Origin of the sequence: Thalassomonas sp. RHCl1, from assembly GCF_947387555.1 — a bacterium.
Lineage (GTDB): Bacteria > Pseudomonadota > Gammaproteobacteria > Enterobacterales > Alteromonadaceae > Thalassomonas.
In genome coordinates this window covers 1,095,728-1,121,751 of record NZ_CANDNZ010000001.1, presented here as the reverse complement: position 1 = coordinate 1,121,751, position 26,024 = coordinate 1,095,728, and the positions used below count along the sequence as shown (strand labels likewise).

Annotated in this window: 24 protein-coding genes; 8 read left to right on the top strand and 16 right to left on the bottom strand. The window is 47.9% G+C overall.

The annotated features are described in order from the left end of the window. Window positions 1-25: 25 nt before the first annotated feature. From QL234_RS05005 to QL234_RS04960, 10 genes are all read right to left on the bottom strand, one after another. Complete coding sequence (locus QL234_RS05005) at window positions 26-703, bottom strand: hypothetical protein (protein WP_281556734.1); 678 nt, start codon at window positions 701-703, stop codon at window positions 26-28. Window positions 704-996: 293 nt separating this feature from the next. Beyond that, window positions 997-4,170, bottom strand: coding sequence for a multidrug efflux RND transporter permease subunit (locus QL234_RS05000; protein WP_281556733.1), 3,174 nt, complete (start codon window positions 4,168-4,170; stop codon window positions 997-999). A gap of 2 nt (window positions 4,171-4,172) precedes the next feature. After that, window positions 4,173-5,258, bottom strand: a complete 1,086-nt coding sequence (locus QL234_RS04995; RefSeq protein ID WP_281556732.1) for an efflux RND transporter periplasmic adaptor subunit — start codon at window positions 5,256-5,258, stop codon at window positions 4,173-4,175. 266 nt (window positions 5,259-5,524) lie between these two features. Further along, entirely contained in the window at window positions 5,525-5,830 is a 306-nt protein-coding gene (locus tag QL234_RS04990) for a DUF2007 domain-containing protein (RefSeq protein WP_281556731.1), read from the bottom strand. A 180-nt stretch (window positions 5,831-6,010) separates the two neighbouring features. Beyond that, window positions 6,011-6,547, bottom strand: coding sequence for a hypothetical protein (locus QL234_RS04985; protein ID WP_281556730.1), 537 nt, complete (start codon window positions 6,545-6,547; stop codon window positions 6,011-6,013). 159 nt (window positions 6,548-6,706) lie between these two features. Next, the gene (gene kdsB / locus QL234_RS04980) at window positions 6,707-7,477 is read right to left on the bottom strand and encodes a 3-deoxy-manno-octulosonate cytidylyltransferase (protein WP_281556729.1); all 771 of its coding nucleotides are present in this window, start codon (window positions 7,475-7,477) and stop codon (window positions 6,707-6,709) included. A 2-nt stretch (window positions 7,478-7,479) separates the two neighbouring features. After that, window positions 7,480-7,662, bottom strand: coding sequence for a Trm112 family protein (locus tag QL234_RS04975; protein WP_044830808.1), 183 nt, complete (start codon window positions 7,660-7,662; stop codon window positions 7,480-7,482). An 88-nt stretch (window positions 7,663-7,750) separates the two neighbouring features. Then, complete coding sequence (lpxK, locus tag QL234_RS04970; RefSeq protein ID WP_281556728.1) at window positions 7,751-8,785, bottom strand: tetraacyldisaccharide 4'-kinase; 1,035 nt, start codon at window positions 8,783-8,785, stop codon at window positions 7,751-7,753. Window positions 8,786-8,788: 3 nt separating this feature from the next. Next, window positions 8,789-10,531 (bottom strand): lipid A export permease/ATP-binding protein MsbA, encoded by a 1,743-nt coding sequence (gene msbA, locus QL234_RS04965; protein WP_281556727.1) that lies wholly within the window; start codon window positions 10,529-10,531, stop codon window positions 8,789-8,791. A gap of 499 nt (window positions 10,532-11,030) precedes the next feature. After that, entirely contained in the window at window positions 11,031-13,481 is a 2,451-nt protein-coding gene (locus QL234_RS04960; protein ID WP_281556726.1) for a DNA internalization-related competence protein ComEC/Rec2, read from the bottom strand. 35 nt (window positions 13,482-13,516) lie between these two features. Here QL234_RS04960 and QL234_RS04955 point away from each other — a divergent pair, with 35 nt between their 5' ends. Further along, complete coding sequence (locus QL234_RS04955) at window positions 13,517-14,035, top strand: DUF2062 domain-containing protein (protein ID WP_281556725.1); 519 nt, start codon at window positions 13,517-13,519, stop codon at window positions 14,033-14,035. A gap of 107 nt (window positions 14,036-14,142) precedes the next feature. On the opposite strand, the gene lolE is transcribed toward QL234_RS04955, so the two are convergent. The 5 genes from lolE to selD form a co-directional block, all read right to left on the bottom strand. Beyond that, window positions 14,143-15,447 (bottom strand): lipoprotein-releasing ABC transporter permease subunit LolE, encoded by a 1,305-nt coding sequence (gene lolE / locus QL234_RS04950; RefSeq protein WP_281556724.1) that lies wholly within the window; start codon window positions 15,445-15,447, stop codon window positions 14,143-14,145. Continuing rightward, window positions 15,440-16,144: a lipoprotein-releasing ABC transporter ATP-binding protein LolD gene (lolD, locus tag QL234_RS04945; RefSeq protein WP_281556723.1), complete on the bottom strand. Its 705-nt coding sequence runs from the start codon at window positions 16,142-16,144 to the stop codon at window positions 15,440-15,442. Before lolD ends, lolE begins: the two co-directional genes overlap by 8 nt. Beyond that, a complete protein-coding gene (locus QL234_RS04940) occupies window positions 16,137-17,315 on the bottom strand; it encodes a lipoprotein-releasing ABC transporter permease subunit (protein WP_281556722.1) in 1,179 nt (392 codons plus the stop codon). Before QL234_RS04940 ends, lolD begins: the two co-directional genes overlap by 8 nt. A 209-nt stretch (window positions 17,316-17,524) precedes the next feature. Continuing rightward, window positions 17,525-18,652, bottom strand: coding sequence for a tRNA 2-selenouridine(34) synthase MnmH (gene mnmH, locus QL234_RS04935; RefSeq protein ID WP_281556721.1), 1,128 nt, complete (start codon window positions 18,650-18,652; stop codon window positions 17,525-17,527). A 2-nt stretch (window positions 18,653-18,654) separates the two neighbouring features. Beyond that, complete coding sequence (selD, locus tag QL234_RS04930) at window positions 18,655-19,686, bottom strand: selenide, water dikinase SelD (protein WP_281556720.1); 1,032 nt, start codon at window positions 19,684-19,686, stop codon at window positions 18,655-18,657. A 449-nt stretch (window positions 19,687-20,135) separates the two neighbouring features. On the opposite strand from selD, the gene QL234_RS04925 reads away from it, so the two are divergent. The 6 genes from QL234_RS04925 (at window position 20,136) to QL234_RS04900 (ending at window position 24,172) form a co-directional block, all read left to right on the top strand. Next, entirely contained in the window at window positions 20,136-20,603 is a 468-nt protein-coding gene (locus tag QL234_RS04925) for a hypothetical protein (protein WP_281556719.1), read from the top strand. Between the two features lie 55 nt (window positions 20,604-20,658). After that, window positions 20,659-21,522 carry a DUF692 domain-containing protein gene (locus tag QL234_RS04920; protein WP_281556955.1) on the top strand — a complete coding sequence of 288 codons (864 nt, stop codon included), beginning with the start codon at window positions 20,659-20,661 and terminating at the stop codon, window positions 21,520-21,522. Window positions 21,523-21,524: 2 nt separating this feature from the next. Further along, window positions 21,525-22,316 carry a DNA-binding domain-containing protein gene (locus tag QL234_RS04915; RefSeq protein WP_281556718.1) on the top strand — a complete coding sequence of 264 codons (792 nt, stop codon included), beginning with the start codon at window positions 21,525-21,527 and terminating at the stop codon, window positions 22,314-22,316. A 310-nt stretch (window positions 22,317-22,626) separates the two neighbouring features. Beyond that, window positions 22,627-22,890 carry a SymE family type I addiction module toxin gene (locus tag QL234_RS04910; RefSeq protein WP_281556717.1) on the top strand — a complete coding sequence of 88 codons (264 nt, stop codon included), beginning with the start codon at window positions 22,627-22,629 and terminating at the stop codon, window positions 22,888-22,890. A gap of 266 nt (window positions 22,891-23,156) precedes the next feature. After that, window positions 23,157-23,723, top strand: coding sequence for a tellurite resistance methyltransferase TehB (gene tehB, locus QL234_RS04905; RefSeq protein WP_281556716.1), 567 nt, complete (start codon window positions 23,157-23,159; stop codon window positions 23,721-23,723). A gap of 278 nt (window positions 23,724-24,001) precedes the next feature. Further along, a complete protein-coding gene (locus tag QL234_RS04900; protein WP_281556715.1) occupies window positions 24,002-24,172 on the top strand; it encodes a hypothetical protein in 171 nt (56 codons plus the stop codon). Window positions 24,173-24,365: 193 nt separating this feature from the next. Here the strand turns inward: QL234_RS04900 and QL234_RS04895 are convergent, their stop codons facing one another. Next, on the bottom strand, window positions 24,366-24,857 hold the full coding sequence (locus QL234_RS04895; RefSeq protein WP_281556714.1) for a DUF4214 domain-containing protein: 492 nt from the start codon (window positions 24,855-24,857) through the stop codon (window positions 24,366-24,368). 96 nt (window positions 24,858-24,953) lie between these two features. Here QL234_RS04895 and QL234_RS04890 point away from each other — a divergent pair, with 96 nt between their 5' ends. After that, window positions 24,954-25,952, top strand: coding sequence for a transposase (locus QL234_RS04890; RefSeq protein ID WP_281556713.1), 999 nt, complete (start codon window positions 24,954-24,956; stop codon window positions 25,950-25,952). Window positions 25,953-26,024: the final 72 nt, after the last annotated feature.

Sequence of the window (26,024 nt, the reverse complement as noted above, 5' to 3'; positions counted from 1 at the left end):
TATGTATTAACAACAGCTCTTAAAACTAAGCCGGCATACTTTCCTGGCAGCAGGCTTTAAGCTCTTCCCAACCCATAGTGATATTATGGTTATGCTGCCCATAAAAAGTAACCGTCTTGTTGGTATGGTCCAAGGATATCTGCCAGAGGAAGTGTGCGCCTTTTTTTTCTATTTTCCCCACCAGCTGGCCATCACAGTCAAAAGCAACTATAGCCAACGACTCCCGGTTATCCATATATGAAAAGGCCCAATAGGTATAACCGTTCCAGTGTATCACCTCGCAGTTGTCAGAAAAGTCCAGGGATTCTGCACCATCGGAGAAACCTTCGATAAGTTCTTCCGGGATCTCGGGGTGACTGCTGGAGGTAACCCGGTTCAGCACAGGCACATTGGGGCGCTCCCCCTGAATAATAAAAGTATCACTCCACAACAGCCCCCTGGGCGCCATGGCATCGTACATTTTATGAAAAGGGGAGACGGCACCGTTCACTGTCAGGCAGCCTTTAAAGGTTGAAGGTCCCCCCCAGTTAATACCCAGAATAAGCAAGGTATTATCCCCTTCAACTAACTTGGCGCTAAGATCGGTCACATCGGTCAGGGGTTTTTCCCCTATGGTGCTTTTGTTATAGATTTCTTCACCATTAAGAAAAACAACTATTTGATTATCGGCATCTGAAATGGTGAGACTGGCTTGAACTGTCATGATTTTCTCCTTTTATCAAGACATTAAATACAACATCACACAAAAACAAAGCCGGTTTCCGGGTCGCAGCTACCCTAAAAGAAATCCATGCCTTGTTCCTGCCTGTGATTTTAAAGTGTAGGAAACTGAGATTATTTCGCAACTTCTCCGGCGTATAGCCCTTGTCTGACAAGGGCTATAAAGAAAAATACAAGAAATTAACTTTTATCAAGATATTGATTAACAGGAAAAATAGAAGCATGAAAAATCAGGCAGCACAAGAGGTCTAACCACCCAGCTGCTGCCTGGACATATTAACCGTCAGCGCCCGAAATGCCCGTCGGCTGATTTTTTTCCGGTGCGGTTTTTTCTCCTTTAACCTTTCCCCCTTTAACTTTTTCCCTCAGCCCCTGCAACATCACAAATAACGCCGGGATAAAGAAAATACCGACCACAGTCGCCAGCAACATGCCGCCTAACACCACCCAGCCGATAGACATCCGGCTGGCGGAGCCGGCACCGGAAGCAAAGGCTAACGGCAAGACGCCAAGGATAAAGGACAGTGCCGTCATCATCACCGCACGAAAACGCAGTTTTGCTGCCTGGTTGGCAGCTTCAATCACAGACAATCCCTGCTGCCTGAGCTCACTGGCAAACTCAACAATCAAGATGGCACTTTTACTCGCCAGGCCGATCAGCATGACAATACCGACCTGGGCATAAAGGTTATTGCTGAGAAAAGGCAACAAGACAATGGGCAACAGCGCGCCAAAAATGGCTACCACCACAGAGACCACTACTGCCATGGGAATGGTCCAGCTTTCATATTGTGCCACCAGAAATAAGTAGGCAAACACAAAAGCCAGGGTGAAAATCAGCACCACAAAATTGCCTGCTTCCTGCTCCTGCGAAGAAGTACCGGTCCATTCCAGGATATAACCCGGAGGCAAGGCAGTTTTAGCGATATCCTGCAAAGCCAGCAGGGCTTCTCCCGAGCTATAGCCCTCGCCGGGATTTCCCTGGATAGCGGCTGTTTTACGCATATTGTAACGGCTTAAGGCCTGGGGACCGAGTACCGACTCCACCTGCACTAAGGCGCCGAGCGGCACCATATCGTTATGCATATTACGCACATGCAATCTGTCGATATCTTCGAGCGAACGGCGGTAGCCTGCTTCCGCCTGCACTATCACCCGGTAAACCTTGCCGTACAAATTAAAGTCATTGATATAGGAAGAACCGAAATTGGTTTGCAGGGTCTCAAAAATATCTGAGATCTCAATGCCCAATGCCTGGGCCTTCTCCCGGTCGACATCAATATAATATTGCGGCACATTGGCGGTAAAGGTACTGAATACGCCGCTTAACCTGGGATCCTGATTGGCGGCAAATACCAGACTGCGGGTAGCCTGCGCCAGCTCCAGCGGCGAACCGCCCGCGGTATCAAGAATTTGCCCTTCAAAACCGCCGCCTGTACCCAAGCCCATAATCGGCGGCATAGGAAAAACAAAGCTCTGCGCCGAGGGAACGGCTGCCAGCTTGGCATTTAAACGTCCTAAGATATTAAACCATTTCAAGTCAAAGTCAGTGCGCTGCTCCCAGGGAGTTAAGATCGGGATCAGCAAAGCCGAATTGGAAGAAGCGCCGGATAAAATGGAAAAGCCGGTAATGGCAATGACATCACTGACCCCAGGCTCCGACTGGATCAACTCGGTAATTTCTGCCACCACCTCATTGGTCCGGTTTAACGATGCCCCGTCAGGAAGCTGAACATTCGACAGGAAAAAGCCGTTATCTTCAAGCGGCAAAAAGCCGGTAGGTGCAATACGGAACAAACCTAAAGTACCGACAGCAACCGCCACCAGCAAAGTCAGCGCCAGCAATACCCGGCGGTTAAGAAAGTTAACCGCCCCGACATACTTGTCTCTTACCCGGGTAACCAAAGCATCAAACGCGGCCAAAGGGCCGGATAATGTACCGGTTTTTTTACTCAGCAATAATCCCGATAACGCCGGCGCCAGTGTCAGGGCATTAACGGAAGAGATCACCACAGCCACGGAAATGGTCAGGGCAAACTGCTTATAAAGCTCCCCGGTGATCCCCGGCATAAAAGAGACAGGAATAAAAACCGCCAGCAGCACTAAAGTGGTGGCAATTACAGGGCCGACAACTTCTTTCATCGCCACAGAGGTCGCCTGCACCGGCGACATATCCGACTCATTCAAATGCCGCTGGACATTTTCCACCACGACAATAGAGTCATCCACCACTATGCCTATGGCTAAAATAATCGCAAACAGGGAAATGGTATTGGCGGTAAAACCGACGGCAAAAAGCACGGCGAAGGTACCGATCAAAGACACCGGGATAGCGATGGCGGGGATCAGGGTCGCCCGCCAGCTGCCTAAAAATAAGTAAGTGACCGCCACCACCAGGGTAAAGGTAATAAACAGGGTTTCTATCACTTCTTTGACGGAGGCGCGGACAAATTTAGTGGTATCGTAAGGCACGGTATATTCAAGCCCGGCAGGAAAGTTTTGTTTCAACTTCTCCAGCTCGCGGTAAACATTGTCGGCAACATCCAGGGCATTTGCCCCCGGCGCCTGGTAAATCGCCAGGGATGCCGACGGCTTACCGTTTAACTTACTGGTGCCGGTATAACTTTGCGAGCCCAGCTCCAACCGGGCAATATCTTTAAGGCGTAAGGTCGAACCGTCGGCATTGGCACGGATGATAATATTCTCAAATTCCGCCACGGTTTTTAGCCGGCCTTTGGCCTGCAAGGTATATTGAAATTGCTGGTCATAATCAAACGGCGGCGCTCCCAGCTGACCGGCGGATGCCTGGATATTCTGGTTGCGTATGGCATCGCTGACATCCTTGGTGGAAACATTTAACGCGGTAAGGCGGTCGGGATCAAGCCAGACCCGCATGCCGTAATCTTTGGCGCCGAACTGGCTGACACTGCCGACCCCGTTGATACGCGATAGCTGATCCTGAACGTTAATCGACACATAATTACTCTGGTACACATCATCGAAACTGTTATCCGGCGAGAAAAAATTAATCACCATCAGCATACTCGACGACTGCTTCTTGGTGACTATGCCCTGACGGCTGACATCATTGGGCAGCTTGGCACTCACCTGGGCCACCCGGTTCTGGACATTCACCGTGGCCATATCGGGATCTGTGCCTACGGCAAAGGTCACCGTCAGGGAGTAACTGCCGTCATTGCCGCTGGTTGACGACATATAAATCATATCGTCCACCCCGTTTACTTCCGCCTCAATAATGGCAGCCACCGACTCTTCCACCACCTGGGCACTGGCCCCCGGGTAAGCGGTTGTCACCACCACCTGGGGCGGCGTGATGTCGGGGAACTGGTTCACCGGTATGGCATTGAGACTGATGGCCCCCGCTATCATGATGACAATGGCGATAACAAAGGCAAATTTAGGCCGGGAAATAAAAAAATCAGTAAACATGATCAGCCCTCCACCGGATTAACAGCAGCGCCGGCCCTGACCTTTTGCAGCCCCTCGATAATAATTTTTTCCCCAAGCGCCAAACCGGCACGTACTTCCCAGTTGCCCGCTTTTTGCGCGCCAAGCTCCACCCGGCGTACTTCAACGATATTGTCGTTATTTACCACCAGGACAAAATAACCCTGCTGATCTTTTTGTACCGCCGACTGGGGGACAACCGCCGAGAGTTTTTTCTCTTTCGGGGTCACATCAACCTGAACAAATTCTCCCGGCAGTAAAATCCCTTGATCATTGGGGAAAACCGCCCGCGCCAAAATCGTATCAGTAGATTCACTCACCTGGGTATCGAGATAGTCAAATTCCCCGGCCTGACCATAGTCACTGCCATCGGAGAGTTTCAGTGTCGGCGCCACCGGCGAGGTTTTCTGACCTATGCCCTGCCTTCTTGCTTCAAGCAGAATTTTTTCGCTCACCGACATACTGACGTAAACCGGATTCATATTGGTCACCGTTGCCAGGGCGCCACTGTCGGCGCCGACCAAATTACCCGTGCTGTAAACCGCCTGGCTGATTTTGCCGTCGATGGGAGAATAGATTTTGGTATAACTTAAACTCAGCTCGGCTTCGGCTAACAAGGCCAGAGCCTTTAACACACTGGCCTCGTCAACCGCTTCGCTTGCCGCCGCCTGGTCCAAGTCGGCTGCTGAGGCCACGCCGCGCTTTTTCAAGTCCTGCTGGCGCTTTAACGCCGCCTTGCTTTTTTTCAGATTTGCCTTGGCACTGGCAAGATCCGCCTGCCTTTGGCGTACGGTGATTTCATAGGTGTCCGCTTCTATTTCAAATAACAAATCGCCTTTTTTTACCTCGGCTCCTTCAATAAAATGGCGTTTTAACAAATAACCGCTGACCCGGGCGCGGATATCAACCTTGTCTATCGCCACCACCCGACCGACGTGGGAAAAGACCTTAGTGACATCCTGCTCAGTCACCTGAGTCACCACGACACCGGGTTTCATCGCTTGCTGAGCCAGACTCAACGGGCTAAAAACTAACAGGGAGATAACTCCGAGCAGGCTGATATTCTTCATTTTGATACCCCTTTATTGTTCTAAATAAGCAAGTGTTGACAACAAACCGGCGACTTAAGTTCCAGCTTAATGCACATACAAAGTGTAAGTGTAATAGCCTTTAGATCAAAAGGTTAGAGAAATATTGACGTTAATTCACTTTTAAAGGCTTTATCAGAGGTAATGCTGACAGTAAAAAGTTACCGGTAAGAGATAATTAAATACCTGCCAGAACATCAGGATATCAATGGAAGTCTTTGGGAAAGTTTCAGCTCATTTGAGTGCGGTTAACAACATTCACTTTGACAGTTCCAACACAGCTCAAACGACGCATCATTGCGTTCGCAGCAATGGTTGCAAATCCATTCAGTACCTCCTTGAGCGCTTGAAGCATTTTCGAGAATGGTACTTGCTTTGTCATAGTCGGCATCATTAACAAGCCATAGCTCAGGCCAGGCATCAAATGCCGCTATCTCCCCTATGGCTCCCTGGGCAAACTCATTTTTGACCATGACCTCTATGCGATGAGCTTCCAGGATATTCTTGGCATTGGCTACCAGGAAAAGGTTTTCATTTGTATATATCAGCTTCATATCCGCCCACTCATCAGGTTATTCGTGCATTTCGCACACAGCCAAATTGGTTCACCATTGAAACTATTAGCTGCAAGGGCAATAACTTATTAGAACCGGGTTTGCTGTTATTACTTTCATTGCCATAGTTAACCTTCAACCGTATGGAGTGCTCTTTTCAACAGGAGATAACCAGGTTATTTAAGTATTTGCTCCGCCTTTGATCATTTCTTCTTTTTCCTTATACAAAGCCAGTAACTGGCCGTTTAACATCACTAATTGCTCTGACAAGGTTTTTAACTGTTCTACTGATGCTTCGTCATCGCGGCCGGTTAATTCTTTGATTTGTTGTTCAACTTCAAGAATTCTTTCTTCAAGCTTAGCAATAAGCGCATCAATCACTGAGGTATCGACCTCATCTTGTTCGCTAACTTCTTTATTATGCGCTTCACCCGAACTCAATTTATGTAAAGCTTCATTATCGAGCTCTTCATTGTTCTTGGCTTGTTCTTTCTCTGCAGCACTGGCCTGAGCAGCTTTCCCCTCGTCGGAGAGGGTTACCGTATCCGTCTTTAAAGTTACCGGTGTACTTGCCGGTCTCCCCGGTTTATTTGCTGATGTCTCCGGCTTGCCTGAAGCACTTTTTACCTCTTCAGTTAAATGTGCCACTGGCGGTGGTTCTTGAGCGCTGACTTTTGGGGCGATAGTTAAAGATGCACCCAATTGGGTCGTTAACATGGTTTGAATCCTTTCGAAAATTACAAGGTCAAAGCTAATATCGGCTAAACGATAAAAAACTTTATGCTAAATAGCTGAATTTATAATTAAAAACAATTCAAAGAAAAGAGGATGATACTTGCTGTGTCCTTAGCAACACAGCAAGCGTATTAAAGCGGGTTAACCGTTCAATGATTTGGCATATTGTTGGGCTTTAAGCAGATCTTCCGGGGTATCAACCCCTTCTACCGGCAGGTTTGAGGCGGCTACATCAACATGGATCTTCTCTCCCTGCCATAATACCCGCAGCTGCTCCAGCGACTCGATTTGCTCAAGCGCACTTGCCGGCCAGGAAACATAATCTTTGATAAAACCTGCCCGGTAGGCATAAATGCCGATATGGCGCAGGTAAAAATCACCGATTTCCTTAACCTCATCCTGATTTAAGAACCTTTCCCTGTCATAGGGGATAGTCGAGCGGCTGAAATACAGGGCATAACCCTGGCTGTCACACACCACTTTAACCACGTTAGGGTTCAAGGCTTCTTCAACCTCCCTGATGTTCACCGCCAGGGTCGCCATCCGGGCCTTGTCCTGGCTTGCCAGGTTTTTCGCTACCTGTGCAATGTTTTCCGCGGGAATAAAAGGTTCATCTCCCTGGACATTCACTATGACCTGGTCATCGGGGAATTGATATTTTTCCATAACCTCGGCCAAACGCTCGGTGCCCGACTGGTGATCCGCCCGGGTACGGCAGACTTCGCCGCCAAAAGCCGTAACCGCCGCCGCGACATCATCATTGTCCGTCGCCACGATTACCTGGCTGGCGCCGCTAAGCTGAGCTTTTTCCACCACCCACTGGATCATGGGTTTGCCTTCAATATCCGCCAGCACTTTGCCCGGTAAACGGGAAGACTGGTATCTGGCGGGGATCACCACAACAAATGACATAATCAGCTCTCTTCTGTTGAAATGCGGCGCGCTTCATTTTCCAGCAACACAGGAATATCCTGCTCTATCGGATAGGCCAGGCGATCAAATTTACAGATCAGTTCCTGCTGCGCCTTATCATAATCAAGTTTGCCCTTACACACGGGGCAGGCCAGTATTTCCATCAGTTTAGTATCAAAAGCCATCGGGTTATCTCTTTCTTTAATTAAGTCTATAAATTCAGTGTATTGGGTCACTCGCTTATTAAACAGCAAAAGCGAATTTCCAGTGCCGTTAACCGGCTGCTATCTTGTTGATCTTCTCTTTCAATATATCTTGCTGTTGCTCCGGTATCGCTGCGCTCACCGGCACAAACCACATATTATCTTGAGCAAATACCCGGCATTTTACCGCATCTTTTTCCGTCATCAACAAGGGGATATTATCTTCAAAATGAGCAAACTCCCCGGCGCTGAAATCATGGTGGTCATTAAAGCCCTGCGCCTGCTGCAAACTAAAACCTAAAGCGGTCAGCGTAGTAAAAAAGCGCCCGGGATCCCCTATGCCCGCCATGGCATTAACTTGCGGGTATTTTTGCAAAAATTCGCCGATGGGTAATTGCTCGCCGGTTTTTAAATGACAAACTGAGCTTGCTGCCAGCAGCATGCTGATATTTTCAGCGCCGCCATGGTTTTTTTCCTGTCCCAGGTTATCTTCGGCCACACCGTTATAAATAATACCATCCGCCTGTTTCAGCCGCCATTTACCCTCCCTTAACGGGCCGGCAGGCAAGAGTAAACCATTGCCAAAGCGGCGTTTACCGTCCACGACAATCAACTCTAACTGGCGCGGCAACCGGTAATGCTGCAGGCCGTCATCGGCAATAATAATATCACAGCCCTGCTTCAGCAAAAGACGGCCGCTGGCGATACGATCGGCCCCCACGGCCACGGGGGCCAGGCACCTTTGATAAATCAACACCGGCTCGTCACCGGCCACTGCCGGGGTAGAGTTCTCGTCTAACAAATAGGGATAAGATTCTGCCTGACCGCCATAACCACGGCTGATCACCCCGGGATTTAAGCCTAAACTGCGGCACAGTTTCACCAGAAAAATCACCACAGGGGTTTTACCGTTCCCGCCGATGCCAATATTGCCGACCACGATCACCGGCTTATCAAGCTGACCTGTTTTTTTCAGTCCCAAACGGTAAGCCAGGCGGCGCAGGCCGGAGACTAATGCAAAAACCAGGGTCAGCGGCAATAATAACGGCACCAGTACATACTTGCCCGGGTGGCGAAAAAACCAGACCTTCTCGATTAAACGCATAACTTACTGACCAAACTGCAGGCTGTGAAGTTGGGCGTAAGCACCGTTTTGTGCCAGCAGGCTTTTATGCTCACCCTGTTCGATAATCTCCCCCTGCTCCAGCACGATAATTTTATCGGCATTTTCTATGGTCGATAATCGGTGGGCAATCACTATACAGGTACGGTTTTGCTGCAACACCTGAAGCGCATCCTGAATATGGCGTTCAGACTCGGTATCCAGGGCACTGGTGGCTTCATCTAAAATCAAAAACGGCGCATCGCACAGTAATGCCCGGGCAATCGCCACCCGCTGTCTTTGGCCGCCGGAGAGTTCGGCACCATTTTCACCTATGTTAGTGTTTAACCCTTGCGGCATATTTTGCGCAAATTCGTAAACATGGGCACTTTTGGCGGCGGCAATAATTTCTTCTTCGCTTGCTCCCGGACGGCCATAGGCAATATTGTTGGCCAAAGTATCGTTAAAGAGCACCACCTGCTGCGAAACATAGGCAAACTGACGACGTAAATCTTCCAGTTTATAGTCCTGGATATTCTCACCGTCTATTTGTACTTCACCGCTGTCGGCATCGTAAAAGCGCAATAACAGCGAACTGGCGGTTGATTTACCGCTGCCGGAGCGACCCACCAGGGCTAAGGTTTCCCCCGGGCTGACAGTAAATGACAACTTTTTCAGGGCGACTTTCTCCGCCCCCGGATAGCTGAAATTCACGTCTTTAAAATCAATTTTTCCCGCAGACCTGGTTAATGCCTTACTGCCGGTATCCTTTTCCTTGTCCTGATCCAACACGGCAAAAATACTGGTACAGGCGGCCATGCCTTTTTGAAACTCACTGTTAACTGTCGTCAGTAATTTCAGCGGCCTGAGCAGCATAGTCATATAAGTGACCACAGCAATAAAAGTGCCCGGCTGGATATCTTTCATGCTGTCCAGGGTGACCACATAAAAAATAAAGGCGAGCGCAAAGGAAGCAATCACCTGGATCAGCGGCACACTGGCAGCCTTGGTTGCCACCATTTTCATACGCTGCTGGCGGTTATGTTTGTTGATCTGGCCAAAACGTTTGGCTTCACGCTCCTGGCCGCCAAAGGTCAGTACCACCTTATGGCCGTTGAAAGTTTGCTCGGCAGCACTGGTCACTTCCCCCATAGCCCCCTGGATGTTCTTGCTGATTTTGCGAAAACGGCGGGAAACCGTGGTAACAATCACCGCCACCAGAGGCACAATCAAAAAGAAGATCGCCGACAATTGCCAACTACTGTAAAACATCATCACCAGCAGACCGAGCACAAAAGCCCCCTGCTGTACTAAAGTCAAAATAGATTTACTTGTGGCCTGCAATACCTGCTCGGTATCAAAGGTCAGTTTAGAGATCAGGGTGCCGGTAGACTCCTTGTCATGATAAGGCACCGGCATGGCCATAATATGTTCAAACAGCTTTTGTCTTAAGTCAGCCACCACATTATTACCGACCCAGGCCAGACAATAATTACCGATAAAATGGCACAGGCCGCGGATCAGGAAACAGACAATAATAAACAGCGGCGCCCATTTCATAAAATCGAGATTTTTACCGGTTAAGCCTTCGTCAATTAACGGCTGCAGCTTTGACAAAAAATAAACATCTATACCCGCGTAACCCAACATGCCGATAACGGCCACGACAAAGCCGAGTTTATAAGGTTTTGCAAAAGATAATAAGCGCTTAAAATTCTGCCAGGTGGTCGGGGATGAAATAGGCTGCATTCAGTCTCTCTTTGTTTGCCAGGTAAAGTACTTCGTAAAAAGTTACTGCGTAAATATATTTGAAAAATGACTGCGTAAATGAATGAGCATCTGGCAGTGCCGTTTAATTTCGGGCTATTCTAGCGTTATTTTGCTGTTCAACCAACTAATTAACCACTCTATACCCAATCCATCTCAAGATGCAGACTTCAGCAAGTCGATAAGCGGCTAGGTGCAAGGCATTAAAGATGAAGAATAGTTATTCTATTTGAATCTTTAATAACGCCGCAGATAGCCGCTTATCGCCTTGCCCTGCGGGAGCTCAGCGAGAAAACCAGTGCAACGTTGCATACATGGATGTATGTACTTAGGTTTTGTCTGGAACTGAAACCTGTGCAACACTCGACAATGGAACAACCATTCTCTTCGTGCTGCGCCTTGCTCTGATTACCTCGCTGAACTCTGAACCTGCATATTGAGGTGAATTGGGTATAAATAACTGCTCTAGCGCAAATAAGGCTTAATTGGCAAACCAGAATGGCCATAAATCCTGACGGTATTGCTTTATATGGATGCCTGACTTGCTAAATTCAAGCTGTATCATGCCACTTTCGGCGGTGGTAAAAATCTCAGGTTGCACTTTTTGGTAACGTGCCAGCACTTCTGCACTGGGCATGTGCCAGCGATTTAAATAACCGGCGCTGAAAATCACGTATCGGGGCGATACCCGGTCTATAAACGCCTGGCTGGAAGAACTTTTTGAGCCATGGTGCGGGGCTATAAGTACCTGGCTATGCCCAAGTTTATTTAACAGCTTCGACTCAACTTTTTTTGAAATATCCCCGGTCAATAACAGGGAATGCACCCCGTCACTGATTTCAACCACACAAGAATCATCGTTGGCTTCCCCTTTGATATCCGGCGGCCATATCATGGAAAAGTGCAGCCCCTGCCAGCTAAAGTCATGCCCCAAAAGGCAAACCCCCCGGCCTTCGAGTACCGGGTCATTGGCCATGACTTCATCAATAACCACTTCAGCTTTAAGCACAGGCAAACCGCCGGCATGATCATTATCGCTGTGGCTGATGATCACTTTATCCAAACCAGATATGCCCTGATATTGCAAAAAAGGTAAAATCACGCTTTGCGCCAAATTAAAACCGCCGGGATAAGCAGCGCCGGTATCATAAAGAATGGCCCGGCTGCCCCGGCGGATAACCACCGCCAGTCCCTGGCCGACATCAAGCACATATACTTGCCATGGGTTTATCAATGGCTGGTTCACCGCTTCAGTAACCGGCGGCGTCCTTAACCCGGACAGGGAAAACCCGGTAATAGCAATACCCGCCATGATCAGCCCCCTCATTGCCGGTTTTTGCAAAACACCCGGCGCAAGCTTTTGCCAACCGCGCTCCACATTCCCCCTAAGAAAATGCCAGGGATACAACAGGTTCGGCGTTAAAAAACACCAGGCCATCACCAGCAGTAAAAAAATGCATAAATAATAGACCTGATAAAGGGATAAATTGATCAAGGCCCAGCTTTGCCCGGAAAGAAACACCAGATAAGTCCACAAAAGATCCAGGCTCTGCAGCGCTAAATGCATAAAAAGGCTTGCCAGCGAGTCGCTAAAAAATAAACTCAGCGCCGACAGTAAACACAAGGGAATAGAGATCAGGCTCATATAAGGTACGGCAACAATATTGGCCAGAAAAGAGGCCAGGGAAAACTGTTGAAAAAACAGCGCGGTAACCGGGATCATAAACAGCGTCAATCCCAATTGAATGACCAGCAGGGAGTTAACGACTTTTTTGGCTTTGCTGCCCTGATCAAATAAGACACCGAAACGCCATAACAACAAAAAAATACAGCTGATAGCATATACAGATAACCAAAAACTGGCACTGAATAAACTAAAGGGATCAACAAGTACCAGCAAAAATAAGGCAATCAGCAGCCAGCGTCTCAAAGTGAATTTAGCGCCCAAAAGACGTATACCCCAATACAAAAACAACATCACCAGCGCCCTTTGTGTCGGCAGGGAAAAACCGGCCAGGTAGGCATAAAACAAGGTAATAGATAAGCTTACGCCAATAGCCAGCTTATTAAGGTTCATCTGCATCAGGGACTGGGCCAGCCCTTGGGGTAACACCGCAGCGAGGGGAAACCTCCTTAGCAACCACAAGATGGCAAAAAAACTGCCGGTAGCCACTAATCCCAAATGTAACCCGGAAATTGCCATCAGGTGTGAAGTGCCGCTTCTTTGCAATACCTGCCACATCTCTTGGGTAATACGGCTACGCTCACCAAAACTCAGGGCCGGCAGCAAGGCGGCAACCTCTCCCTTCGGCAATAGCTGCAGGTAACGGCTAAAAAGGTGCTGACGCACGGGCAGATCATGGCCTAATAATTGTGGTAAGGGTTTGTCCAGCACATAGCCGGTTGCTGCAATATGCTTATAACGCAGCCAGGTCTGGTAGCTAAAAGTACCGGGGTTGGCCAAACCATGGGCCGGTTTCATCCGCACCGTTAACAGGTATTCCTGCCCTAAAGCAGGCTTGACCCCGGCCTCATCCCAACGCAGCCGGACAATAAAGCTTCGCCTTAACGGCTGCTGGTTGAGTTTCTCGACACGAAAATTAAAACGGCTGATATCCTGGCGTTTATCCTTGTCATAACCGCCGGAAGTATTTACCGGCAGCGTAATCACCTGTCCTTGCAATAATTGAGCTTTACCCGACAGCTTGCTTGGCTCGATATCATTTAGCTGCCAGATGTTTTGGTACAGGTAGGCATGCAGCATCATCCACAGTAATCCCAGCACTAAGCCGCTGACATTTTTCAACGGCTTGTAATAATAATGACCAATTACCGTGATAAAAAACAAAGATAGGTAAAAAAGCGCTGGTACTATTGGCAGAAATAGTGACAATATAGCACCAAGAAAGAAGCTTAACAGCCACCAGTCCATAGTGAACCTTTAGTTCCATTTACAGTAAAGAGTGTATGCCAAAAAAAATCATCAAGCGTATGATGCCAGATCATAACAAGATAAAAAATCACAAGCATTTAAGCATCTTTGGCGAGTTGTTGCACAACCCCAACCTGTGGCACCTGAACCGCAGATCTGTCGCGAAAGCCTTCGCCGTCGGCTTGTTTTTCGCCTTTGTGCCTGTGCCGTTTCAAATGATACTAGCAGCGGGTATTGCCATTATAGTACATGCCAACCTGCCGTTATCCATCGCCCTGGTATGGATCACCAACCCTTTAACCATGCCGGCCATTTTTTATTTCTGTTACCTGGTGGGTACCTGGGTCTTGGGGGTACCGGAACAGGATTTTGCCTTTGAAGCCACCTGGCAATGGGTGCTTGACAGCTTATCTACCATAGGCCCGGCCTTTTTCCTGGGCTGCGCCGTATTATCCGTGCTCTTTTCCATTATCGGCTATTTCGGTATCCAGGCGTTATGGCGCCATTCCGTGGTCAAGGAATGGGGTAAACGTAAGCTGCGAACGAAACCTTAAAATAAAAACGGGAGATAATGTCTAATTATCTCCCGTTTATACCAACCACTGATAAATCTGTTTTCAGCTTATAGATTGATACTAATCTCTCTCACAACCCCAATAACCTACAATTGCCCCAACACTTGAGCAGGTTCAACTTTCGTGGCGCGCCAGGCGGGATAAATAGTGGCCAGCAAACTCATCACCAGGGCGGTGATAACGGTTATATAAACATCCGGCCAATTTAACAAGCTGGGTAAAAAGTCGATAAAATAGACATCTGCCGATAAAAACTTCACCTGAAACAAGCCTTCTACCGCTAAAATAATATCCGTCAGGTTCAAGGCCAGATAAACGCCGAGCAAGGCACCGATAAGCGAGCCTAGAACACCGTTCACCGCCCCCTGGATAATAAAAGTGATCATCACCACTCCGGTACCCGCCCCCATGGTTTTTAAAATGGCGATATCGCCTTTTTTCTCATTCACCGCCATGATCAGAGTAGAAACGATATTAAAACTTGCCACGGCAATCACCAGCACCAGCACAATAAACATCACCATACGCACCAGCTGAATGTCGTTAAACAAATGCCCCTGGCTGCGGGTCCAGTCGTAGATGTAGACATAATGATCCACCTGGTAGGCCACTTCCCGGGCAATCGCCGGTGCCTGGAAAACATTATCGATTTTTAAACGTATGCCATGCACCTGGTCTGGCTTTAAATGACTGATGTCCCCGGCCTGCGATAAAGAAATATAAGCCAGGCTGTCATCCACCGTACCGCCAAACTTAAATATCCCCGTCACCACCAGGTTACGGGTTAATATGCCCTGGAAACTCTGGTTCAGCTGCTGCTGTTTTTGCTGGGGAGAGAGTGACTGCTTGGGCAGCAGCACCTGCACCGTATCCCCTATTTTCACCCTGAGCTTTTTCGCTATACCGGCGCCTAACACCACCTGGTTATCGGGCATATTACCAGCACCTGTTGCGCCGTTATTACCGGCAGAGCTTAACCAGTTCCCGTCAACCATATAATCTTCTATGCTTGAGACCTGCTTTTCCAGGGCACTATCCACTCCCCTGAGTTCCACTGCTTTTAATTCGGCATTTTTTTGCATCATACCCGACATCTTGATCACCGGGGCGGCGGCAATCACACGGGGATTTTCTTCAACCTTGCTCACTTGCTGGCGCCAATTATTCATCGGCTCGTTAACGCCGATGATTTCCGCATGGGGCACAATCGACAATAACCGCTGGGCAAGTTCCCGCTCAAAACCGTTCATGGCGGATAACACCACGATCAACACCATCACCCCCAGGGCAATACCGATAGTGGAAGAGGCGGAAATAAACGAAGAAAAGCCATTGCCGTGGCGGCTGCGCACATAACGCAAACCAAGAAATAAACTGAGCGGCTTAAACATTGGCCACTTCCTGCTGGCTAGCCATAGGCAATAACTTGCCATGGTCAAGTTTCAGCTGGCGATCCATACGCGCCGCCAGACCAAGGTCATGGGTGACGATAACAAAGCTGGTATTAACGCTGGCATTGAGTTCTTTCAGCAGCTGGAAGATTTGCTCTGCGGTATCAAAGTCGAGGTTACCTGTAGGTTCATCCGCCAAAATCAGCGACGGCTCGGTTACCAGGGCGCGGGCGATAGCAACACGCTGGCGCTCGCCGCCCGACAATTCTCCCGGCCGGTGAGCACATCTGTGATCCAGCCCCACTTTGGCCAGCATAGCCTGCGCCTTTTCCCGGGCGCTCTTGGCATTATCACCGCGGATAAGTAACGGCATAGCGACATTTTCCAGCGCCGAGAACTCCATCATCAGGTGATGAAACTGGTAAATAAAACCGATATGGCGGTTGCGAAACGCCGCCCTTTCCTTATCCGATAATTTGTGGATATTAACCTCATTGATGAAGACTTCACCGGCTGTCGGTACATCCAGCGCACCGGCTAAATGCAAAAACGTACTTTTACCGCAACCCGAGCTACCCACTACCGCCAACAACTCCCCCTGCTCAACCTCCAGGTCTAAGCCCTGCAAAACCTTGGTTTCTATCTGGCCTTGCTGGTAGGATTTTTTTAACTGTTGGCAAACTAACACCTTATTCATTTCGTAAAACCTCTGCCGGTTGCGTTTTCGATGCCCGGTAGGCGGGATACAAGGTCGCAACAAAACTCATCATTAACGCGGAAAAAACAATCACAGCGACATTCCAGCCCTCAAGCTGTATCGGCAATACCTGCGAGGCATAACCGGGAGCAAAAATATTGATGCCGGTGACCGACATCAAAGTATTGAGGTTCAAAGTTAGCAGCACCCCTGAAATACTGCCCAAAATCACGCCCCATAAACCGTTCACCATACCCTGGGTAATAAAAATCTTCACGATTTCCGCCCTGGCCAGTCCCAGGGTCTGCAAGATGCCGATCTCCCCCTGCTTGTCGATCACCACCATTACCAGGGCCGAGACAATATTAAAGGCGGCCACGGCAACTATCAGGCTCAGCATCAGCCACATCATATTCTTTTCCATGCTGACAGCGGCAAATAACGCCCCCTGACTTTCATTCCAGGTGGCAAAAGTATAAGTGGGCAAGTCCTGTGTCAGCCTTGGCGCAAGCTCTCCGGCATAAAAGGCGTCGTTCAGATATAACCTGAGCTGGTTAATGCCGTCGCCCTTTCGCCGCAATAACTTGGCTCCGGCCTTGCTGTGGATATAGACCACGGCATCGTCAATCTGCGAGCCGACATTAAAAATAGCGCTCAGGGTAAAGGTTCTTTGCACCGGCACCCGACCCATAGGGGTAAACATGGTTTTATTCGGGATCACCAACCGGACTTTATCGCCGACATTCACTTCCAGTTTATGCGCCAGCGCCTGCCCCATGACCAGGGAATAGGGCGTATCCTCTAAACTGGCTAAATCCCCCGCCACCATATGCTGATTAATAATATGTCCGGTCTCATATTCCGGAATAATCCCCTGCACCAATACCCCTTGCAGGGTCGAGGGCGACTGGATCAAGGCTTCGCTTTCGATAAAAGGCGTCACCGCCTTGACCCCGGGGTAAGTTAACAGCTTGGCTCTTTGCTGTTGCCAGTCTGACATATTCAGGGTTTTACCCTCGGGGGACTGCTCAGACATCACCACATGGGGCACCAGGCCGAGAATTTTTTTCTTCAACTCCCCTTCAAAACCGTTCATCACGGAAACCACAGTGATCAGTGAGGCAACCCCCAATAAAATCCCGGCAATGGAAAAAAAGGTAATAAAAGACACGAACCCGGAACGGTTCTGGCTACGGCTGTAACGTAAGCCAATAAAAAAGCTAACCGGTTGAAACATGGAATTAGGACACTAACTGTTTGATTATTAAATTATATGACAATAAAGATAATAGATATCCCGGATATCGGCATTATCATCGCCCTGCTCAGGCGCCCTAGCATATCACAAAGGCGCCTGGTTTAAGTCATTAAAAATACACATTAAAGTGCATCTAAATATGTCCGGCACTGGTCGCTGTTGCCGCGAAAGACAATACGCTCGCTTTTTAAACTCAGCTGGTAGTCATACATGGGATCATAATACTGCACCATCAAATCCCTGAGTACATCATAATAACCGCTTAAATCCTCCCGGTGCAGTCCCGAGGAGGCCTTTTCCAGCAAGCCAAGCAAAGCCTGATACCTTTGCATGCCCAAACGTTTACGCACCTTAAACACACCTTGAAAAAAGTACTCGCTAAAAGCAGCCCTGCCCGACTCTTCTCCTTTTAAGGCAACAAAGTCCTGCAGCATTTTTACGATATATTCATTAAAAAGCTGCTCCAGACGATAATCAAAGCTTTCTTCCACTACCACTACCGGCGACAGTCGCATTTTTTCCCTCAGCTCCTGCGGCACATGGACACTGCCGATAACACGGCCTTCATCTTCAAGCAGAATGCGCTGCCCCTTTGCAAAATCCCTGCGGATATATTGCTGCGCCAGCTTATTTTCAAAGGTGATCTGGGTCGACTGCGGCCAGGCAAAACCGCCGAAGCTCGACCCCCGGTGGCCGGCCGCCCCTTCAAGATCCAGACTGTCGCTGCGACTGGTGATAAACTCGGTTTTATTACAACCGGTTTTCCCGCCCAGGATCAGCAAAGGATGGGCGCTTAACTCAGCAATCTGATCCAGCAAATATTGCCTTAAGGCCTTGTAACCGCCTTTGATCAGCGGATAGTGAACACCCGCTTCTTTTAAAAACGCCTGTACCGTGCGCGAGCGCAAACCGCCGCGAAAACAATATAAATAACCGCCCGGGTGCTCATGGATAAATTGCTGCCACGCCTGCTCGCGATCCCGCCGGGTTTTACCCGACACCAACTGATGCCCCAGCTCGATTGCCGCCTGCTGGCCCTGCTCTTTATAGCAAGTGCCGACAGCAGCCCTTTCATCGTCTGTCATCAAAGGAATATTAACCGCTTGCTCAAACGCGCCGCGGGCAAATTCAACCGGCGCCCTTAAGTCCAGTAACGGCAAACCTGAAGCAAGTATCTTGTGATAGTCATTACTGTCGGGCCGAGAGGACTGGCCTGTTTTATTGCTATCTGCTGTAACCTCTACCGCCATAATTAAACCACACTGATCACCGGGCTTTGCTCCGGCACCATTTTGCCTATCGGCTCCAGTGATAAGCCCAGTTTTTGCGCCAGGGTTTCAAACACTTCCCGGCTCTCGGGTTTTACCGCCACCAATAAGCCGCCGCTGGTTTGCGGATCGCACAAAATAGTTTGCTGCAAAGGGGTTAATTCACTGACATTATCGCCAAAACTTTGGAAATTACGGCCACAGCCCCCCGGAATACAGCCTTGATCTATATAATGCTCGACCTGCTCCAGCAAAGGCACTTTGGCAAAATCAAGCTCGGCAGCAAGTCCGCTGCCCTGGCACATTTCCAGTAAGTGCCCCAATAAAGCAAAACCGGTCACATCTGTCATCGCACTAACCCCGGCTAATTCGGCAAAGGCCAGCCCCGGGCTATTCAAGGTTTTCATCACATCCGGGGCAATATCGGCATGCTGCGGCTGAAGTTTTCCCTGTTTTTGCGCGGTAGATAATATGCCGACACCTAAAGGTTTGGTCAGGTATAACAGATCTCCGGCTCCGGCATTATTGTTACGTTTCACCTTGTCGGTATCGATTAACCCGGTAACCGCCAGACCAAAAATGGGCTCGGGGGCATCGATTGAATGCCCTCCCGCCAGCGGGATCCCGGCTTCTGCGCAGATCATACGCCCGCCGTCCAGCACCTTTTGCGCCACCTCAGGGGAAAGTTTATTGATAGGCCAACCCAAAATAGCAATCGCCATCAGGGGTTTACCCCCCATGGCATAAATATCACTGATGGCATTACAGGCAGCTATTTTGCCAAAGTCTGTGGGGTCGTCGACAATCGGCATGAAAAAGTCTGTGGTGGAAATAACCGCCTGGTTATTGCCGATATCGTATACCGCGGCATCGTCTTTACTTTGATTGCCCACCAGTAAATCAGGCTGAGGCGGCAGCGACAATGAAGACTTGAGGATATCATCTAAAACCGCCGGAGCAATTTTACAGCCGCAACCGGCGCCGTGGGAGTACTGGGTTAATTTTACTTGGCTCACGTTCAATCCCTTATTTTTGAAAACTTATTGAAATCACTGCTGAACATCTCTTCCAAGCAGTATAAAAGCAGAGTTACCGGCCTAATGTACCCTAACCATGCCTGAGATCCAGTAAAACCCGGCGTTAATTCAAGAAAAGGCCGGAAGAATGCGGGCGCTTACTGTTATCAAATATTTGTTTTCCCTGCCCGGTAGCGGACAAGCAACGACTAAAACAAACTTTAAGCCTATTTTTCAAACAGTAACGACAGTATAAAAATTGTCAACTATAGTAAATCTGGCAAGCGGGATAATAAAAAGACCGGTAGTAAAGTGAAGGAAACGTTCCGTTTTGTGATCAAATTGTGATAACTCGGCCTTTATTTTTCTCTAACATGCGTTATCACTCACTGTAATTAAAATAACAGGCAGTAACAGGGTTAATTCATCGTTCAACACCGGAGAAAGACATGAAAGCAAACACTAAAACAACATTACAGGGCGCAGCGGTAGCCCTGGCCGTAGCCGGCATGATGGGCTGCGCACAAACCGGCAGCCAATCAGGCTCTTCTTCATATGCGGCAAAAAACACCGCAGAATTGGGCCATTGTTACGGCGTGAATAAATGCTCAGGCCATAATGACTGCAAAACCGCCGAGAATGCCTGTAAAGGCCAGGCATCCTGTAAAGGCCACGGTTTTGTCGCCATGCCCACCAAGTCTTGCGGCGATATCGGCGGCACAGTAAAAGACGACTGGCGCGGCAAAGTCACCACCGCAGATATGGCCCATTGCTACAACGTCAATGTTTGCGGCGGCCACAACGACTGTAAAACCGCCAACAACGCCTGTAAAGGCCAGGCATCCTGTAAAGGCCAGGGCTTTGTCAAAATGTCACCGAAGGCATGTAACGATGTCGGGGGCAAAGTTGGTAAATAATGCAGTAAAAGGAGGCGGGTTAACCCCCGCTTCTTCCCCTGAGGGTCAGCAAGGCATACCAGAGCACTTTCTCGGTTTCGGCCTGGGATTACGCACAGATCACTTCCAGGATGTGCTGGAACAAAAACCCGCACTTGACTGGTTTGAAGTGGTTTCGGAAAATTTCATGGTAGACGGCGGTAAACCTAAACACTACTTGCACGCCATACGTGAACACTATCCCATGGTAATGCACGGGGTTTCCATGTCTATCGGCTCTACCGAGCCCCTGAATATGGACTATTTGCGTAAACTTAAAGTGCTGGCCAATGAACTTCAGCCAGAATGGCTCTCGGATCATTTGTGCTGGACTACCAACAAACAAGTTAACAGCCATGACCTGCTGCCTTTGCCTTATAACGAAGAAACCTTACAGCATGTTGCCGATCGCATCTCCCGGGTGCAGGACTTCCTCGGCCAGCAAATACTAATAGAAAATGTCTCCAGCTACATGAGTTATAAAGACTCAGACATGAGCGAATGGCAGTTTATCAACGAAGTGGTGAAACGTGCCGACTGTTTAATGCTGCTTGATATCAACAACATCTATGTCAGCGCTCGCAATCATAACTTTGCCCCGCTAGATTATCTTAACGGCATAGACAAAGACAGGGTCAGGCAATTCCACCTGGCCGGACACACAGATTACGGCGATTACGTTATCGACACCCATGACCACGAGGTGGCCGATCCGGTGTGGGATTTATACCGCCAGGCATTACAACGTTTCGGCTACGTCAGTACCATGATAGAGCGCGATGATAATATTCCGCCCCTTGCCGAGCTTATGGCAGAGCTGGATATTGCCCGCAATATCGCCGCACAAACCCTTAACCACACTATAAGTACAGGCATAGCCCAAGGCAAGCAAGCGATATAACCATGGAAAATACCCGCTTAGAAAAACTGCAGCAGCAGATGATAGATTATTTAACCTGTGATGATGAGAGTATCAGCGATAACATTATCAGCCAGGGAAGCATAGATAATCATACCCGCCTTAATATCTATAAAAATGCCTACCGGATGCGGCTAAAAGAAACCTTAGATACCGACCATGAGATTTTAGGCTTATACCTTGGCGACGAATTGTTCGAGCAAATGGTAGACGGTTATATTGACCTCTATCCCTCCCGTTACACCAGTTTACGCCAATACGGCGATAACTTGCCCGAGTTCCTGGCCACACAAGTCCCCTTTGCCGATTTCCCCTTGCTAAGCGAACTTGCCCGTTTTGAGCGTTTATTGTTAACGGCCTTTGACGCCGCCGATGTTAACCGCTTTGCCCTTGAGCATCTCCAGAGCATTGCCCATGATTTATGGCCGTCGTTGATATTTCATTTTCATCCCAGCGTGCAGCTTACCTTTATGCACTGGAACAGTGTCGAAAGCTGGCAGGCATTAAAAACAGAGCAGGCCCCCGAACCAGCCAGGGAACACAACAGCTGCTGGCTGCTGTGGCGCAACCGGGATAAGCTGACAGAGTTTCGTTCAATATCAGAAGAAGAAGCCGGTTTATTTCAGATGATACTGGCGGGGGAAGATTTCAGCGCCTTATGTGATTACTTGCTAGAGCGCCATAACGGCAGCACAAATGATAGCACCGATGTCACCACGGTCGCCCTGAACTACCTATCCGCCTGGATAGAACAAGGCCTGCTTCGGGCACCTTAACCCGGTGAACATCAACGGCAAAGATAAATCAATAAGCACTTGATTTTATGGCTTATTAAAATAAGATTTCATCTGGCCTTAAGGGATAAAAACATCCTCAAATTTCTTTCAAAAAAAAGACCTCTTGCTGTTGATTTATCCAGCTAAGCGGTCTTTATTTAATAGTGCGATCCATCCAAATAAGGAGAGCACCCATTCCAGATTTTTAATTCACCAGCTGTTGCCCTTTAGGCAACAACTCAAGTCGCAACCCCTGAGTGGTAGGACACCCAGAGGTCGCTAACCACAACGAACTAGCGAGGAGTACGTCATGGCTGAATGTCATCATACGTCAGAGCCAGGCTCGGCAAAAGTAAAATATCCCATTTATCGGCAACTTACCGTGCAGGAAACCGTTTGTTGTACGGCTTCGAAAACCCGTGGCATAGGTATTAACTATGTGCCGGTAAAGCTTGAACCTTGCATTGTGCTCAGGGGGAAATGGCTTAAACTGGCCGGTTTTACCAATGGGCAAAAGATCAGTATTAGGGTAAATCAAGATGAGCTAATCATCACACCTAAGCAGGCAAGCTAAATACTGAGGAATAGCCCGAAAAAAGGGTAATAAAGCCAAGCTGCTGTGTTTCAACGCCGATTCAGCAGCTTGGCAGGCAGGTAATTGTATTATTCAAGATAGGAGCCAGAAGTTGATGGCAAATAACGGCTCTCGGTTCACTTAATTCCAATCAATAACGTTGTTGATTAGGGTCAAACAAAGTCTATAAAGCACGCCGATTCATATTCAATAGAGCAAGATCAGTAGTAAGATAACAGCCCTCATTTCAAAACAAAGTTATTACCATGACAGTTGATCTAAATAGCCGTTACGGCTTAAACCCCGCGCATAGTGAAGTAGTAGAAGCGTGCAAAATTATTGAGCCGTGCGATACCTTAGACATGGGGTGTTCTAATGGCCGCAATACTGTATACCTCGGCCAACTCGGATTTAACGTTACCGCCATAGATAACAATCCCGGCGCCATTGATATGCTGCAAAGTATCAGCATTGAAGAGAATATGAGTAATATTAAGGCGCAGGTATACGACATTAACAGTGCCAGCCTTAGTGAGGACTACGGCTTTATTAGCTGTACCGTAACTTTAATGTTTATCGACCCTGCGCGTATTGAAGCTGTTATTGCCGATATGCAACAGCATACGCTTGCCGGCGGTTATAACCTGATTGTTTGTGCTATGAGCACTGAAGAACATCCATGCCCGGTTCCCTTCCCTTATACCCTAAAAGCAGGGCAATTGCGTGAGGCTTATGAGGGCTGGGAGCTGATTAAGTACAATGAAGATCTAGGTACTATGCACAATGGCGCGAAATTGCAGTTTGCGACTATGTTGGCGAGAAAACCTGGCTAAAGCAAATAAGATATCCATTGTAACAGTCTATTCAGTAGATAAATCGATGCGCATTTCACTCTATAACGTAATTCAGTTTTAGCTATCCAGCTTTGCTCTTGGCTGAATTCAATCGTTCATCTTTACTGTGTTTAGGTACTAGTTTAGTCAGCCTAAAAACCAGTTCACACTTGATATAAAAACAAACAAAGGATACATTAATTTAACACTATGGAAACATAATGTAATGAAATAAGTTAAATAACAACAATTAAACCAATAACTAAACAGGATGTTTTATGAAAAACTCTCGCGTAAAAATGGCACTGTTAGCAATAAGTATGGGCATCAGCGTTTCGGTTTCAGCCGTTAGCTACCCGGGTCCGGAACAGTGTCTGGTATATGAAAACATGTGTGAAGCTGGTAATACCTACGGTTGTCAACTCGTGGCCCGTTATTGTCTGTTTTAACCCCGCAGCCTAGTTAAGCTGCACCTGTAATATCTACGCTTAAGTAGGGAGCCCCGGGGTCAGGCTTTGAACTGTGTAAACAAATTATTGTTCAACTGACCTGACCCCTTCGACTCATAGCTACAATGACTACCTGACACCGCTAGCATCAGAACAAAGATTAGCCATATAAGTTTATAATTAGAGCGTTACACTATTTATTATTCCTCTCATATCCCTTTTTCATGCTTAAATCAAAATACTCCTGAGACAGTAAAAGCTCTTTAATCAAGCCTTGTTGGTTTAAATCAGATTTCATGCGGCTTTTCCAGGCTTCTATAGCAGAAGGTTCAGCACTTCTTTCTAATAACCGAAGATATTGGGTGCTAATAAAGAGGCTTAAATGTTCATCAGAGTAAAGAATATCTCTGATGACGGACTCTTTTGACTCTCCAGCATCCAACCTTTCGGTATGATATGTTTTGCCTGCTCCATCTGGTTCCCGATTAAGTATCGTTGTATAAAGCCTGTGAACAAAGCCACTATTTGTTTCACCTGAGAGCGTCCAAAATTCTGAAGACTTTGTAAACTCAACAATGAGTTGCTCTCGTGATAAGCCAGACTTCATTTGTGCTACCCAATCACTTACTTCGGCCGAACTCGCAGATCGACTTAGTCCAAGCGGAGTCCAAGCGTGGACACCCAAACCTTGAGTCCAAGCGTGGACACCCAAACCTTGGTAAATGTGAAAAACTGAACTACCTTTGTGTCACGGTTATTTCTACTGACAATGGTGTTCACTATGACTCAAGCACGACGTTCTCAAATTTCCCTTTCCGATACCTGTTATTACCATTTGGTTTCCCGCTGTATTCGCCGCGCTTTCCTGTGCGGTGATGATGAATACACCAACAAGAATTATGAGCACAGGCGGCAGTGGATGGTTGACCGTATCCGTTTTCTTACCTCGGTATTTGCAATTGAAGTGGCCGCTTATGCGGTGATGTCAAATCACTATCACTTAGTGGTATATGTTAATGAGCAGGAAGCCAATAGCTGGAGTAATGAAGAAGTTTGCCGGCGCTGGTTACAACTCTATGCCAATAAACCTTTAGTCGAACGCTGGTTATCCGGAGAAGTGAAAACAAGTACTGAGAAGGCTGCAGCATTGGAGATTATCGAAGAATGGCGCGGCAGACTTAGTGATATTTCCTGGTTGATGCGCAGTCTTAATGAGTATATTGCCCGTAAAGCAAATAAAGAAGATAACTGCCAGGGGCGCTTTTGGGAAGGCAGATTTAAATCTCAAGCCTTGCTGGATGAAAAAGCACTACTCGCTTGTATGGCTTATGTCGATTTAAATCCTATTCGCGCTAAAATGGCCAGTACTGTGCAAGAATCTGAATACACCTCAGCATACGAGCGGGCACATGATAAAGCCAGTCAGCAAGACAATCCATCAACGCTTCCGTTTAAAGTTAAGCCCTTACTCGGTTTTATTGGCAATGAACATCAAGACCAACCCTACGGTATAGTTTTTTCACTTGTTGATTACTTTGAGTTGGTGGAAGCTACCGGTAAAGCCATTAGAGAGGATAAACGGGGTTATATTGATGAAAATGCTTATCCGCTATTACAGCAACTAGGGTTTTCTGGTGATGACTGGATAGACTTAGCGCAGCACTTTGGCAAAAAGTATCACCGAGCCGTAGGCTCTTTAGCGGAATTATCCCTTTATGCCCAACATATGGGGAAAAAATGGATAGCAGGACAACGAGAGCAAGAAGCTATCTTTCACTAATCTTCAAGCTTTAACTGTAACGATGCCCGCTAATTGATAGTGACGGTCTATCTTGTTCTAAATTCTTCAATT

What these genes read in the sequence shown, in the direction of transcription:
- msbA (WP_281556727.1), bottom strand. Translation starts at nt 10,531, where the DNA reads ATGCAGCCTATTTCATCCCCGACCACCTGGCAGAATTTTAAGCGCTTA.
- QL234_RS04990 (WP_281556731.1), bottom strand. Translation starts at nt 5,830, where the DNA reads ATGAAGCTGATATATACAAATGAAAACCTTTTCCTGGTAGCCAATGCC.
- mnmH (WP_281556721.1), bottom strand. Translation starts at nt 18,652, where the DNA reads ATGGCGGTAGAGGTTACAGCAGATAGCAATAAAACAGGCCAGTCCTCT.
- QL234_RS04995 (WP_281556732.1), bottom strand. Translation starts at nt 5,258, where the DNA reads ATGAAGAATATCAGCCTGCTCGGAGTTATCTCCCTGTTAGTTTTTAGC.
- QL234_RS04985 (WP_281556730.1), bottom strand. Translation starts at nt 6,547, where the DNA reads ATGTTAACGACCCAATTGGGTGCATCTTTAACTATCGCCCCAAAAGTC.
- QL234_RS05005 (WP_281556734.1), bottom strand. Translation starts at nt 703, where the DNA reads ATGACAGTTCAAGCCAGTCTCACCATTTCAGATGCCGATAATCAAATA.
- QL234_RS04915 (WP_281556718.1), top strand. Translation starts at nt 21,525, where the DNA reads ATGGAAAATACCCGCTTAGAAAAACTGCAGCAGCAGATGATAGATTAT.
- kdsB (WP_281556729.1), bottom strand. Translation starts at nt 7,477, where the DNA reads ATGTCATTTGTTGTGGTGATCCCCGCCAGATACCAGTCTTCCCGTTTA.
- QL234_RS04975 (WP_044830808.1), bottom strand. Translation starts at nt 7,662, where the DNA reads ATGGCTTTTGATACTAAACTGATGGAAATACTGGCCTGCCCCGTGTGT.
- QL234_RS04960 (WP_281556726.1), bottom strand. Translation starts at nt 13,481, where the DNA reads ATGGACTGGTGGCTGTTAAGCTTCTTTCTTGGTGCTATATTGTCACTA.
- tehB (WP_281556716.1), top strand. Translation starts at nt 23,157, where the DNA reads ATGACAGTTGATCTAAATAGCCGTTACGGCTTAAACCCCGCGCATAGT.
- lolD (WP_281556723.1), bottom strand. Translation starts at nt 16,144, where the DNA reads ATGAATAAGGTGTTAGTTTGCCAACAGTTAAAAAAATCCTACCAGCAA.
- lpxK (WP_281556728.1), bottom strand. Translation starts at nt 8,785, where the DNA reads ATGCGTTTAATCGAGAAGGTCTGGTTTTTTCGCCACCCGGGCAAGTAT.
- QL234_RS04955 (WP_281556725.1), top strand. Translation starts at nt 13,517, where the DNA reads ATGCCAAAAAAAATCATCAAGCGTATGATGCCAGATCATAACAAGATA.
- QL234_RS05000 (WP_281556733.1), bottom strand. Translation starts at nt 4,170, where the DNA reads ATGTTTACTGATTTTTTTATTTCCCGGCCTAAATTTGCCTTTGTTATC.
- QL234_RS04890 (WP_281556713.1), top strand. Translation starts at nt 24,954, where the DNA reads ATGACTCAAGCACGACGTTCTCAAATTTCCCTTTCCGATACCTGTTAT.
- lolE (WP_281556724.1), bottom strand. Translation starts at nt 15,447, where the DNA reads ATGTTTAAGCCGCTCAGTTTATTTCTTGGTTTGCGTTATGTGCGCAGC.
- QL234_RS04910 (WP_281556717.1), top strand. Translation starts at nt 22,627, where the DNA reads ATGGCTGAATGTCATCATACGTCAGAGCCAGGCTCGGCAAAAGTAAAA.
- QL234_RS04900 (WP_281556715.1), top strand. Translation starts at nt 24,002, where the DNA reads ATGAAAAACTCTCGCGTAAAAATGGCACTGTTAGCAATAAGTATGGGC.
- QL234_RS04925 (WP_281556719.1), top strand. Translation starts at nt 20,136, where the DNA reads ATGAAAGCAAACACTAAAACAACATTACAGGGCGCAGCGGTAGCCCTG.